Raw genomic sequence first — 12,656 nt, 5'->3', positions numbered from 1 at the left:
CTCCTGTAGCGATCACTTCCCGGACAGCTGCCGATATGCCTGCCTTCACCAAAGGTGGGAATGTGAGAATATTGATCTCCTTTGTAGCCTCTTCTGAAGGAGAACCAAGTAGTTTCACAAGGAAAGGGTTCACTGAAATTATAGTACCGTCGGTTTTGCATGAGATTATTCCGACAGGCAGCTCATTCAAAAGTTCCCTGTGGTTTTGTTCGGGTACTGTTGTCTGGTAGGATAAGGAGCTTGCGCACCATGTATGATTCATGATTGTGCTCTGAGGTCATTTTTAAATATTAATGCACATTTATAATCATACTTTATATATAACATTTGTGAAGAAATGCCGTTTAATGTCCTATTTATCCGGTAGTGTGCTTCAAATCGCTAGTTATATATGCTTTTCAATCAAAACAGAGCCAACGAACTAACTCAGAGTGATATTTGTGATCAGTGTCAACGAAAAGGGATTAGATATAATCGATGAGATGCTCGACTGGGAAGAAGAACTCAATGTCCAGTCCTTTGAACTTGGGAACGGGGCTACTGTAATTGACTGCGGTGTCAAGATGCAGGGTGGTTACGATGCAGGTATGTACCTTTCCCGTCTGTGTCTTGCTGACCTTGCAGACCTTAGCTATACTAAGTTCGATCTGAACGGACTGCCGGTGCCTGCCATACAGGTAGCTACCGATCATCCGGTCATAGCATGCATGGGTTCACAGTATGCCGGCTGGAGAATATCCGTAGGGAAGTACTTTGGTATGGGTTCAGGACCTGCGAGGGCCCTTGGCCTTAAGCCAAAAGAACTTTATGAGGAGATAGGATACAAGGATGACTCTGAGTTTGCAGTCCTGGTCATGGAATCATCTGCTCTTCCCACAGAAGAAGTAGTGGAATACATAGCCAAACACTGTAGTGTTGATACTGAGAATGTATACATTGCCGTTGCACCTACTGCTTCGATCGCAGGCAGTGTGCAGATATCAGCAAGGATAGTAGAGACCGGTATACACAAACTGGAGTCAATAGGATTCGATATCAATACCATTAAGAGTGGTTTTGGAGTAGCTCCCATTGCACCCATCGTAGGTGACGATACAAAATGCATGGGTTCTACCAATGACTGTATTATTTATTGTGGTGAGACCTACTATACAGTTGAGTATGGAGATGCTGAAAAGCTGGCTGAGTATGTTAAGAAGGCACCTTCCACAACATCAAGGGACTTTGGTAAACCGTTCTTCACCACATTTAAAGAAGCAGGCTTTGACTTCTTCAAGGTTGATGCAGGTATGTTCGCTCCTGCAAAGATCACCATAAATGACAAGAAAACAAAGAAGTCATTTACAAGCGGTCGTATCAACCCGGGTATACTTCTTGATTCATTTGGAATAAAGGAAGTCTGATCGTTTCAAATTCAGGTACAGCCCAATGGGTTGTGCCTTTTTTGGAGAACTATATGAAGGTCTTAAGCACTTCAAAAGGCATAGGTGGCCAGCTCACTGCTTTCAGGGAACTTGTAAAACGATCGGAAAGCATAATCTTTGTGGGTTCCCCGGGTTTTTGTACTCCATTTGCTGAACTCCTTGCGTATGGATTGCGTGGGAGCGGTAAAGCAATGATGTTCATACCTAATACTGATGTAAAGAATGCAAGATCGATCATTGCTGCACCTCAGGGCATGCAGCTTGGTGATAGTGTAGTGCCTGAGGGTGATACGATCGTCCTGCTTGGAGGACTTGCTATGCCCAGGATAGGCTCCACACCCGGCGAAGTAAAAGCCTTTCTGGACAACTTGCCTTCAGGATCACGCAAAAAGCTTGTTATAGGAGTATGTTTCCAGTCCATCTTCGAAAAGGAAGGGTGGACAGATATAATTGGTTTTGATCACATCATAGACTCTGATCTTGAGAACTGCCTGAAGTCAGATGCAATGTAACTGAATTATGTGATTTTCAGGTGATCCTGGCGTCTACAACCACATGCCATACGCCGGGAGCATATTTTTTAATACGCCTGGTCCCTATGATCTCCATCTTTTTTCCAAGCTGCAGAGCAGCTTCCTGTATCCTGTTCACAGGCCTTTCGAACAAAAGTTTTTCAGGAGTGGTCTCATGGTAATGCAGTATGCCACCTTCAGGCTTAAGGGCCTTTATACCATTCGATAGATAATGATGGGTTGTTCCCACGTAACCCATGATGACCCTGTCAGCCACACCTTCCGGTGTAACAACAGCACAGTCACCAAGCAGGGGCTCGATCAGATCGTCTACATGGTTCAAATGGATGTTTTCCTGAAGGTAACCAAAGGATACCGGATTTAGCTCGACGGATATGACCTTTTTTGGTGCGGAGTGAAATGCTATGGGTATAGAGAAATATCCAATGCCTGCAAACATGTCTACAACAACTTCCCCACAGGCGGATACGCTCATTAGTTTTTTTTCAGCCAGGTTTCCTTTTGAGAACATCACCTTTGTAACATCCAGCTTGAAAAAGCAGCCGTTCTCCCTGTGTATAGTTTCAGTATCATGACCTGCAATGATCTCTCTTGCCGGGAGTCTGAAAGTTCCATGAATACCTTTATCTCTTACAACACAGCTACACCTTGGATACATTTGCAGCAACTTTTCGCCGATGATCACGGTCCTGTGATCGAGCTCTTCTGGTATGGTCACTATGATCACGCTTCCGATAACCTGCCAGCCTGAAGGCACTCTTGCGAGCTCTTGTGGAGTTATCTCATTAGACAGGTGTTCTTTAAGAGATCTTTGAGAAATGTAGAACTCTGGCATCCCATCTTTAATACATGTGTATCCAGGAATCGTTTTTGTTACAGGCAAAAGCAGGTATTTTTTTCCGTTTTCTGTGATCTTCCTAACCTTACGACCTGTATCCAGAACTTTGCTCTCCAACAGCCAGGTCCTTATAATCTCTGCCTCTTCAATAGGTACGCAAACAGTAAGACTTCGTTGATTTTGCATATCGGTAACCATAATCGATCGTAATTATATAGTTCAATAAACAGCTTTTTTGGAATCTATTCGACTATTAGCTAACGTTTATATAGAGTTATTGTTATTTAATGTAATATGAACGATTGCGACCGGACTGCTCTTTTTTCTAACGGGAATGGTTTTGTCGCGTTGAACAGTCCTGTAAAGATCCAGATACTGGATTTTTTAAAAGGTTGCTCACGTTCTTTTGATGAGATCGTAAAACACACAGGAAAAGCTAAATCCACGGTCTCAGTACATCTTAATGACCTGCGGTCTTCCGGACTCGTAGAAGAAGAGTGCGATCAGGAAGATAAACGTCGCAAAACATATTACCTCAAATGTGAGCACATGGCTCATTCCCAGCCTCCTATTCTTAAGCACTATAAGAACGTTCTGGAAACATTAGCTTCTCCACAACTTGAAAAGCATGGATGCTTCAAATGTTTTTTTCGTGCTATACAGTTTGGCTTCGATGCTCATGGGATCAACAGTGATCCTATAATGAGAAAGATAGGCAGGGACATTGGTATAAGCATCTCTTCTAATTTCGTTTCAAAGGACATAGAGTATCTCGTCCAGGAATTGGCTGTATTCTGGAAAAGGTATCAGATGGGTACTATGTATCTTGCGAACAGTGAGCCTTTGATAATAGCGGTTGAGAAATGCTTTGATTACAAGCTTATATCTACCATAGGAAAGAACCTGTGCTCTTTTACTGAAGGCATCATCGAAGGAACAATAGTTCATTCACTTAATATTTCTTGCTGCGTGCAGGAAATAGAATGCTGCGGTAATGGAAAGGATAGATGCCTTTTTATTGTACATTTTCTGAATAAGTGAGATCAGATATTAAAAAGAACCTATTATCACTCCAAGCTCTGAAGGTACTAACCTTCCAATAGCTGCAACGATACCAGGTCCATCGGTAGTTTCCCTGCAAACGATGGCGTGTTCCATTATTCCGAGTCTTTCTATGCCGTATATGTCTCTTGCATGCCCTGTTCTTTTTACTGCAGCTTTTAGTTCTGACCTTGTAATGGCATTTGCTGTTACCCTGTCGTATCCAGCTTTTTTCCATTGCCACCATGTGTCAGCCTGATATTTACTGAACTTGCCTTGTATTTTAGGTTCGTTGTTAATGATCTCTACCTCAACAGGCAGGTATCTGATCATGCCAAAACGTGAGGCAACCTGTCGGGCATTTCCTGGTCCCAGGTCCTTCATGTTTTCTGGTGAAATGATAATTTGCGTACCTATGTCCACAACTATCCTGTCTTCTTCGATGGAATCAATAAACCCTTTGTATATTGCCCCTTTGTCCGGAATAGATGTCAGGGTTCCATATTGCTTTATAAGAAGATTGCTTGCGAACTCCTCGTCCTCCCCTTCGATCTCAGCGATGGCCCATCTATCAGCTGAAACAGTGATGTTGATCTGGACAGCCAGTTCTTTTAACTCATTTGCAACAGTGGCAGAAATAGTATCTACTGTTTTTTTTTCGTTCCCATAGACCTTTATGCATAATGTGATCTGTTTCATGTCTTATGATCTCTTACTGATTTATAAGTGACTCGAGAAGGTCCTTTGTTTCAATGAAATACTCGAGAGTTACATCTTCAATATCCTGATATTCCCGCATGATATTCTCGATCTTCTTGAGGTCCCTTTTGAAAGGTCCCAGTCTCCTTATAACAGTTTCCGTATCTGCGCCACTGGTGACCAGTTCATTATAAATGGAGACAATTGTATCGTTCAGCCTTTTGATCTTCTCGTATATATCCTGATCCTGTTTATTATCCGGAAGGACACCATTCCTGTTGCTTCTGGGATCGTCATCACTCCCTTCCTCTGCCTGTTCCATCCCCTCAGGCAGTTCGCCTTCCAGCGCAATGATGAGATTTTTCAGAGCTTCTACTACCTTAAAACCTGAATCTGTAAGCTCCACATATTTGACCCGTCCTTCCATTGTGAATTTTACCAGTCCATGTTCTTCCATTTTTGAGAGGATCTTCGTTGTGTGCGCAAATGTCGAATTGATCTCTTTTGTAATTACAGAAGCATACGTTTTCTGGAAGGACCAGATGGCAAGGAGTGCCAAAGTAGGTTTTTCCTGAAGGAATAGTTGCTCAGCATATTCTTTAGCCATAATTTCTCTCTCTTTTTATGATCGGTCCTGCGAATTAGAAGAGAATTATCTACTCATTTCTATCTATTTTATTGTATATTACTTTATGTAATTATACCCCTGTGAAGATATTTATATTTATCGAAATCTTCTCAGAGTGTCTAATATTCCCTCTATACCTGCATTAGTTTTGAAAGATGTTCCGCTGAAATGTGTCCTTGACGCCTTGAACCCCTGTGCTGTTAACTCCTTAAGTAGCTCTTCCATAGGTATGGCAGATATTCCCAGTTTTTTTGACAGAAGATGATGATCATAGAAAGTAGGTATATCCAGTTCATTTCTGCACAGCTCAATTATCTTCATTGCATGCTCTTTCTTTCCCAGTTCTCTTTGAGCCAGTTGTATTAGTACGGCGTCACAAAAATCTTTGTCGTGCAGAGGGCCCAGCCATAAGGGACCGGCAATATGTGTGGAATTTCCGCATCTCTCACATTTTTCGGGTATATGCACTGCCAGTCCATAATGGACCGACCGGTCCATACAACTGGTACAATGCGCTATGAACCCCATATTCTTTAAGCATTTGTCAGTTTTTTTTGCACTTTTTTTCAATTCAAGATATGCCCGCACATAATGCCTGGTAGCGTGGCATAACATGGGTTGCATGGCCTTTTCATGTCTTGCAAGGTCCCTTGCGATCATACCAAGCAGGATGCGCACCCCCATTTCACTGTGATATTCAATGTTCAAAGGCACTGCACCGTATTTCCGGATGCCTGAATTCAAGTGTGCTCCACACAGGGGAGCAGTATCCGTAGCTGTGACAGCAATCATATTTATAGCTGAACCGGATGCAGCGTCAAGGTAGGTGGTAGGTGATCCAAAAGGGTCTATATCCACTATATTATATCGTTCTTTATGCAACAATACATTAGCATTCCCAAGGCAGGTTCTCACTTTACCCGTAAGATCATTGAGTTCTGCATTTTCCCTGATCAGGTTATATGCCTCTTCGCTCCAGTCATTAAGGGTGACATTAAGCCCTACTTCTTTTGAGATCCGAAGTCCACGCATGCCGGAAGCTGAAAGTGCGTCCACATAGGTGATCTCCGACAGGTCCAGATCTCTGCTTGATGCCAGTACCTCAGAAAAAGCAGCTATCGATGCCACTGATATATCACGATTAAGTTCCATTTCCGGATTATAAAAAACACTTGCAGAAGATATGGAAAGCTGCCGGTCATCCGGAACCATGGGGACCAATGCCCGGGTACAACCTTCAAGAATAGTCCTGGTCTTCATCGGTCCCAATCGAATGACTGCTATTATTTAACTATGATGGTCCCACTCATCCTGGGATTACCCAGAATACTGTAATTATATGTCCCGGTTTCATTAAAAGTGTAGCTGAAAGATTGCCTGTATCCTATAGACCGGCTCTCCCAAAGACCATCTTCGCTCACGATAGTAAATGCTCTGATGGGATCATTAAAATTGATCCAGAACACAGTATCTTTAGGTGCCACCTCAAGGGTATTCGGAGATGAGAGGAACTTTTCCAGACGTATGGTATAAGAACGGGATACGCCGGTATCTATTACCTGAGGTCCCTGAGTTGTAGTCTCTTTCGCAGGCACGTCTACTGTTGGCTGCTCTGAGGTCGTAGTATCGTTTTGTTCAGTTTCACCAACAGAAGCATTGTTTTCATTTTCAGTAGTGGCATTATCATCGCCATCAGTATCTGTAGTGACATTGTGCGTTACATTAACTTCACCATCTGTAGTCATGTCGTCTGTACAACCTGACAACATGACAGCAGACAGCACAAATAATAAAAGTAAAGCTTTAGTTTTCATCCCTATCACCTGCCTATACATTAAAGGCCTCTACCTAATAAACTTTCACTTCAAATATGCAGAAGTTGAACTTCGACCTTATGTCCCTGGCTATCATCATCCATCTCTATGAGGGCAGCATATCCAGATGCTGCCATACCGGGATTTACAACTACGGTACCTTTTGTTCTTACCACTCCTCTTGCCTCGTGTATATGCCCGCATACAATGAGCTGTACCCTGCCGAGGAAAGCTGAAAAAGATGTGCATCCCACATGTCCGGATGGTATCTCATCCAGAACGCCATACGGAGGAGCATGGGTGAGTAATACTATCTTCATATTGTTACTTTCTGCAGCCTTGATAATTTCTTCGAGCCCGGACCCAATGTCGCACTCCTGCATCTCAAAAGGTGTACAGAAGGGAGTGGGGTTGGAACCTCCTGAACCTACAAATACTGTATCACCTATCGTATGGGACTTGTGGTGAAGGTTCACAGCATTTGAAGTGTCAAGCACGTCAAGTATAGAGGGATGGTCGCAGTTTCCGGGCACTGCCAGTACAGGGACATCGAAATGATCTAAAAGTTCCATTACCTTCTCATCCGGACCAAAATTGGTAATATCCCCTGCCACAAGAGCAAGATCTATTTTGCCGGCTTTTTCCAGAAGACCATCTATTTTCGAATAGTTCCCATGAGGGTCAGCGATCGCAAAAATTCTCACTTCCAATGCACCTCTGTATTGACATTTATTGTTTCATCTTTTTGTTAGTTCCTTTTCAGAAGGACCTGTCGCCTCCCAGCATCCCACCAATGACTTTGCCGCCGATCCCTCCTATACCCGTTGATTCATCGCGGCTCTGGAATCTTGCAGCAGCCATGACCCTGTCAGCAAGCCTGGAGAATGGCAGGCTCTGCAGGAATACTTTTCCAGGGCCACGCAGAGTTGCGAGTACTACTCCTTCGCCTCCGAAAAGTGCATTTTTGAATCCTCCCACAAAGCTGATGTCATAGCTAACACTTTCTGCAAATGCGCATATGCAGCCAGTATCAACTCTTATGACTTCTCCAGCTTTGAGATCCCTTTCTATTATAGTTCCACCTGCGTGAACAAAAGCCAGGCCATCGCCTCTGAGCTTCTGCAGGATAAAACCCTCGCCTCCGAAAAGTCCTGCTCCGATCTTCTTCGTGAACGTAAGTTCAATTTCTATTCCCTTTGCAGCACAGAGGAAAGAATCTTTCTGGCAGATAAAACCCCCTCCCAATTGAGCGAGGTCCAGGCAAATGATCTTTCCCGGGTAGGGAGCTCCGAAAGCTATGTAGCCTTTACCTTCTCCTTCATGGGTAAAATTAGTAATGAAGAAACTCTCACCCGTGACGGCTCTTTTAAGGCCCTTCAATAAGCCCCCACCTGTCGAAGTCTCCATTTTGATGCCTGGTCCCATGTACATCATAGCACCCGCTTCTGCCCTTACGCTCTCTTTAGGGTCCAGTTCTATCTCAACGAGCTGCATATCGTTCCCAATTATCTTGTAATCAATAACATCTGCCATATTCATCTCTCCTTTAAGCGATCCAGGACACAGGATATTACAGTTGGTATCCAGAATTGCCTCTGCTACTAGTGTATAGTTCTAGCAGAAGCAAAGATAAAAACTTAATTATATCATATGTGCATAAGTGACAGGGGAGATCATCCATGAAGAAAAAAAGAGCAGTTCTTAATGATAATGCAAGTATGATCGCTCAGTGTCATCATGGTACCCTTCTGGATGAACTTCGTGCAAAGACCGATCCACAAAAAGCAAATACGATTGATTTTAGCACACGTCTCAATCCCATGGGTAGTATCTTCCAATATCAAAATATTTTGGATCTTCATGGTTTGATAAATACTTCCAAGAACCTCATCGGCCAATATCCTGATAACAGATACCTGGAATTCAGAAATGCTGCAGCAGGTTTTGTAGGAAAGGGATTAACGTCTTCAAACATCATACCAGGCAGTGGGATATGTGAGATCATAAGACTTGTTCTGGGCTGTACTCTTGAAAAGGGAGATATCGTACTGGTCCCTTTCCCCTCGCCTCCGGAGTATAACCGCTATTCTGGATTATTCGGTGCACGTGTGATCCCTCTTCCCCCCCACGAGCTGCTGCTGGCAGATGATGATCTGTTATCCTGTGCCAGAGTGGTGCTGTTATCCAATCCCGGTAATCCGGGAGGGCGCCTTATTTCCAGGAAGGAATTAAGGCCTTTTGCAGAGAGATGTGCTGAACAGAGGACCCTCCTCATCGTGGATGAATCCTGCATCGAACTATCTGATCCATCCCAAACCCTTGCAGGCCACATCTTTGATAATGATTTTGTTGTGGTCGTCCGTTCCATTGCTCATGCATTTGCAATTCCGGGACTTAACGCTGCATATGCCATAGCTTCCGAAAAAACTGTCCAGCTTTTCAATAATGCTCGTCTTCCCTGGAGCATCGGTGCATTTTCAGACGTTTTGTGTACAGCGGTGCTCAATATAGAAGGAGGCATTAATTCCAGCTATCTGGAGGATTCCCGGGAGCTTATACGTTCTCAACGTAATTATTTGATCAGCCGCATCGGACGTATCTATGGTTTTTCCCCTCAGCCTTCGGACGCAAATTATCTTCTTGTGGACCTCAAGGACCTTTTTATGGATTCGCATACCCTTACTGGAAATCTTGCATCAAAAGGTTTTCTGATAAAGGATTGCAGTAACTTTTTCCAGGCAGAGAAACAGTTTGTCAGGATAGGATTGCATGTACAGGAAGATAACGAGATCCTTCTGAAGGCTATAGGCGAAGTTCTTACCGAAACCAGTAAAGAGGATGCAAGGGAACGGCTGGAAGTTACCATTGAAAGTGCTGCGGCAGGGTCCGCTCCTGCCAGCAGAGGTACGTGCCAGTATTATCCCTGCCATTTCGAGGGACAGGATTGTACCTTCTGTTTTTGCCCCTTCTATGCCTGTGAGGATGAACGTACCGGAGGCAAGTGGATAGTAGGATCCAGCGGTAATAAAGTATGGAGCTGTGAGAACTGTACATATATACATCAGTCCAGATTATCCCGACAGATACTTGATATCCTCATGGAAGAGGGGGATACAGAAGATAACATAAAGAAGGCATGGAATTTAGTAATAAAGCCTTTACTATAATATATGTTATCATTCCAGTATATTGAGGTCGTGGAGCTGAAGCTATACACAAGTTTAATTTAATTAGATAAAAGATAATTGAATAACTTAATATAGGTCCTGTTATCTAAAAAAAGGCGATAACTGTGTCAAGGCAAACAAAATTTATCCCGGTCAGAGAACATCTGCTAAAGGTCCAGCCATGCAAACACGGAGGCCTGGTGAAAAAAACATCCCAGCAATACGGCATACCGGAATCTCAATTACTGGATGCAAGTGCCAGTCTTAATCCATATGGTACTCCTTTTGACCATCCATACACCGGGCTTGATATGGATAACATTTTATATACTGCCCTTAAAAGAATGGGCCAATATCCGGACAATCGTTACTTGGAATTCAGAAAAGCAGCTGCCAGCTTCATAGGGAAGGGAATGACGGCGGAAAATATAATTCCAGGCAATGGTTCCTCAGAGATAATCCGCCTGGTTGCAGAGACCGTAATAGAGGAAGGGGATATTGTGCTAATTCCATCTCCCACCTTCAGCGAGTATGAACAGCAGTGCAGCATATTCGGAGCTGAGATCAGATACATAGAACAGGAGTTGCTCCCGGATGTGCCCGACGATATATTAAAGGGAGCTAGACTGCTTTTTGTGTGCAATCCTAACAATCCTACAGGCAAGTTATTCAGCCGTGAAGAACTCCAATGCCTCATAGACAAATGCCGGGAAAATAATGTGGTCCTTTTCGTTGATGAAGCTTTTATAGAACTGGCAGATCCCTCACAGACCATTGTGGACCTGGTGGAATCCAATGACCATCTTTTTATCCAGCGTTCCCTTACCAAGGCTTTTGCCATTCCCGGCATCAGAATGGGCTTTGGGGTTGCTTCGGCAAAGATAGCAACATTGCTTAATAATGCGAGACTTTCCTGGAACCTGGGGTGTGTGGCAGAAGAAGTGAGTACCGTTCTCATGAATATGGAAGGCGGATGTTACAGCCGATATCTTCTGGAATCCAGGGAAATGATAGACAGAGAACGGGAGTTCCTCATGGAAAAACTGGGACGCCGCGGGTTCAGACCTATTGAAAGCACTGTTAACTTTATTTATGTGGACATAAGCGATCTATCCATGGATTCCACCGAATTGACGGAAAGGATGGCAGTACATGGCGTATTAATAAGGGATTGCAGCTCTTTCCAGGATATCGGGAAACATCATATACGTATAGCTGTGCGTACAAGAGAGGAAAATGAACGGATAGTGGATTGTATAAGGCAGGTCATTCAGGAATGGGGAAAAGAACAGGCGATCCTTTATCTGGAGCGCAATCTGGCAAAGGCCCGGGGCAAAGGGCCTCTGGGAAGCAACAGGGAATGCAATTACTATCCCTGCCATTTTGAAGGCCAGGATTGCACTTTTTGCTTCTGTCCGTTCTATCCGTGCCAGGATGGGCGTACTGATGGTAAGTGGATAACCGGCTCAAGTGGGAATGAGGTCTGGAGCTGTCTTGAATGCAGGATAGTGCATGAGCCTGATGTGGTTGAAAAGATGCTAACTGTGCTCACTGCTGAGGGGTGTACTGAGGACGGGCTTAAGAAGGCATGGGAACAGGTCATGGAGCCTCGATTATGTTCTTCACAATAAGTGGATTTGACCTGATCGTTGTATTGGTCCTGGCATTTGTCATTGATCTGGTATTAGGGGAGCCGCCTTTTGCCATACATCCTGTTGTATGGATAGGTAAAATGATCTCATTTTTCAAGCACAGGGCACCCTCCAAGAACAGGAGGATCTATGGTATCTTTATGGCATTGTGTTGCATTCTTTTTGCTGCTCTTATTGGTACTGTTGCCACTTTGATACTGGATACCGAAAGCATACCTGCACTGATACGATATCTTGTGGCAGCCTGGTTCCTGAAGATGACATTTGCTGTACGCTGCCTTATGGATGCGGGTAAAGAAGTGTACGGAGAGCTTGCTAGAGGTGATCTGGAGGGAGCAAGGAAGAATCTTTCCATGTATGTGAGCAGGAATACCTCAAAGCTATCGCCGGAGCAGGTATCATCGGCTGTGATCGAAACCTCATCTGAGAACTTTGTTGATGGTATCCTTTCACCGTTGTTCTACTTTGCATTGTTCGGACCATTAGGGATCATCGCAGCATATGTATTCAAGGCAACAAGCACCCTTGACTCCATGGTAGGTTACAGGGATCCCCAATACCTGCACCTAGGCTGGTTCTCAGCAAGAACAGATGATATATTGAACTGGATACCTGCCAGGTTGTCCCTGATACCCATATCCATAGCAGCTATTCTCTTGCGGCTTGTACCATCATTTTCAAGATCTCTTGATCCTGCGAGTGCGGTCAAAATTGCTATTGAAGATGGGACAAAGACACCATCTCCAAACTCAGGCTATCCCATGGCGGCTTTTGCAGGAGCTATGGGTATTCGTCTTGAGAAACCCGATGTGTATGTGCTGGCGGCAAGGAATCCTTATCCTCAGTTCTTTCATATTAAA

14 protein-coding genes are annotated in these 12,656 nt (G+C 44.0%); 6 read left to right on the top strand and 8 right to left on the bottom strand.

Going from position 1 to position 12,656, the window contains the following annotated elements; genetic code table 11:
- The coding region (locus AB7U21_RS06805; protein WP_428387881.1) for a hypothetical protein at positions 1–262 on the bottom strand (262 nt) is incomplete at its 3' end.
- A 178-nt stretch (positions 263–440) separates the two neighbouring features.
- On the opposite strand from AB7U21_RS06805, the gene mch reads away from it, so the two are divergent.
- The gene (mch, locus tag AB7U21_RS06800) at positions 441–1,403 is read left to right on the top strand and encodes a methenyltetrahydromethanopterin cyclohydrolase (RefSeq protein WP_292351435.1); all 963 of its coding nucleotides are present in this window, start codon (positions 441–443) and stop codon (positions 1,401–1,403) included.
- A gap of 53 nt (positions 1,404–1,456) precedes the next feature.
- Positions 1,457–1,936, top strand: a complete 480-nt coding sequence (locus AB7U21_RS06795; RefSeq protein WP_428387879.1) for a DUF2124 family protein — start codon at positions 1,457–1,459, stop codon at positions 1,934–1,936.
- Positions 1,937–1,952: 16 nt separating this feature from the next.
- Here AB7U21_RS06795 and AB7U21_RS06790 read toward each other — a convergent pair whose 3' ends face one another.
- The gene (locus tag AB7U21_RS06790; protein ID WP_428387877.1) at positions 1,953–2,981 is read right to left on the bottom strand and encodes a class I SAM-dependent methyltransferase; all 1,029 of its coding nucleotides are present in this window, start codon (positions 2,979–2,981) and stop codon (positions 1,953–1,955) included.
- Between the two features lie 108 nt (positions 2,982–3,089).
- Between AB7U21_RS06790 and AB7U21_RS06785 the strand changes: the two genes are divergently transcribed.
- A complete protein-coding gene (locus AB7U21_RS06785) occupies positions 3,090–3,836 on the top strand; it encodes an ArsR family transcriptional regulator (protein ID WP_428387875.1) in 747 nt (248 codons plus the stop codon).
- Positions 3,837–3,845: 9 nt separating this feature from the next.
- Here the strand turns inward: AB7U21_RS06785 and AB7U21_RS06780 are convergent, their stop codons facing one another.
- The 6 genes from AB7U21_RS06780 to AB7U21_RS06755 all read right to left on the bottom strand — a co-directional run bounded on the left by AB7U21_RS06780 (position 3,846) and on the right by AB7U21_RS06755 (position 8,510).
- A complete protein-coding gene (locus AB7U21_RS06780; protein WP_333787326.1) occupies positions 3,846–4,535 on the bottom strand; it encodes a DUF2110 family protein in 690 nt (229 codons plus the stop codon).
- A gap of 13 nt (positions 4,536–4,548) precedes the next feature.
- On the bottom strand, positions 4,549–5,142 hold the full coding sequence (locus AB7U21_RS06775) for a MarR family transcriptional regulator (RefSeq protein WP_428387873.1): 594 nt from the start codon (positions 5,140–5,142) through the stop codon (positions 4,549–4,551).
- 117 nt (positions 5,143–5,259) lie between these two features.
- On the bottom strand, positions 5,260–6,423 hold the full coding sequence (locus AB7U21_RS06770) for a tRNA (guanine(10)-N(2))-dimethyltransferase (protein WP_428387871.1): 1,164 nt from the start codon (positions 6,421–6,423) through the stop codon (positions 5,260–5,262).
- A gap of 23 nt (positions 6,424–6,446) precedes the next feature.
- Entirely contained in the window at positions 6,447–6,977 is a 531-nt protein-coding gene (locus AB7U21_RS06765; protein WP_333787329.1) for a hypothetical protein, read from the bottom strand.
- Positions 6,978–7,027: 50 nt separating this feature from the next.
- A complete protein-coding gene (locus AB7U21_RS06760; RefSeq protein WP_428387883.1) occupies positions 7,028–7,681 on the bottom strand; it encodes a metallophosphoesterase family protein in 654 nt (217 codons plus the stop codon).
- A 55-nt stretch (positions 7,682–7,736) separates the two neighbouring features.
- The gene (locus AB7U21_RS06755) at positions 7,737–8,510 is read right to left on the bottom strand and encodes a TIGR00266 family protein (protein ID WP_333787330.1); all 774 of its coding nucleotides are present in this window, start codon (positions 8,508–8,510) and stop codon (positions 7,737–7,739) included.
- Between the two features lie 146 nt (positions 8,511–8,656).
- On the opposite strand from AB7U21_RS06755, the gene AB7U21_RS06750 reads away from it, so the two are divergent.
- The 3 genes from AB7U21_RS06750 to AB7U21_RS06740 form a co-directional block, all read left to right on the top strand.
- A complete protein-coding gene (locus AB7U21_RS06750; RefSeq protein ID WP_333787331.1) occupies positions 8,657–10,144 on the top strand; it encodes an aminotransferase class I/II-fold pyridoxal phosphate-dependent enzyme in 1,488 nt (495 codons plus the stop codon).
- A gap of 125 nt (positions 10,145–10,269) precedes the next feature.
- Complete coding sequence (locus AB7U21_RS06745) at positions 10,270–11,775, top strand: aminotransferase class I/II-fold pyridoxal phosphate-dependent enzyme (RefSeq protein WP_428387868.1); 1,506 nt, start codon at positions 10,270–10,272, stop codon at positions 11,773–11,775.
- A partial coding sequence (locus AB7U21_RS06740; RefSeq protein WP_428387866.1) for a cobalamin biosynthesis protein occupies positions 11,760–12,656 on the top strand: 897 nt, incomplete at its 3' end. The genes AB7U21_RS06745 and AB7U21_RS06740, both read left to right, overlap by 16 nt.

The organism is Methanomethylovorans sp. (assembly GCF_050177135.1).
Taxonomy (GTDB): domain Archaea; phylum Halobacteriota; class Methanosarcinia; order Methanosarcinales; family Methanosarcinaceae; genus Methanomethylovorans.
This window is presented reverse-complemented; position numbering and strand designations above follow the sequence as displayed.

Bases quoted from the DNA above. Each gene is read 5' to 3' on its own strand.
- AB7U21_RS06795 (WP_428387879.1), top strand. From the start codon at position 1,457: ATGAAGGTCTTAAGCACTTCAAAAGGCATAGGTGGCCAGCTCACTGCT.
- AB7U21_RS06790 (WP_428387877.1), bottom strand. From the start codon at position 2,981: ATGCAAAATCAACGAAGTCTTACTGTTTGCGTACCTATTGAAGAGGCA.
- AB7U21_RS06785 (WP_428387875.1), top strand. From the start codon at position 3,090: ATGAACGATTGCGACCGGACTGCTCTTTTTTCTAACGGGAATGGTTTT.
- AB7U21_RS06780 (WP_333787326.1), bottom strand. From the start codon at position 4,535: ATGAAACAGATCACATTATGCATAAAGGTCTATGGGAACGAAAAAAAA.
- AB7U21_RS06775 (WP_428387873.1), bottom strand. From the start codon at position 5,142: ATGGCTAAAGAATATGCTGAGCAACTATTCCTTCAGGAAAAACCTACT.
- AB7U21_RS06770 (WP_428387871.1), bottom strand. From the start codon at position 6,423: ATGAAGACCAGGACTATTCTTGAAGGTTGTACCCGGGCATTGGTCCCC.
- AB7U21_RS06765 (WP_333787329.1), bottom strand. From the start codon at position 6,977: ATGAAAACTAAAGCTTTACTTTTATTATTTGTGCTGTCTGCTGTCATG.
- AB7U21_RS06755 (WP_333787330.1), bottom strand. From the start codon at position 8,510: ATGGCAGATGTTATTGATTACAAGATAATTGGGAACGATATGCAGCTC.
- AB7U21_RS06750 (WP_333787331.1), top strand. From the start codon at position 8,657: ATGAAGAAAAAAAGAGCAGTTCTTAATGATAATGCAAGTATGATCGCT.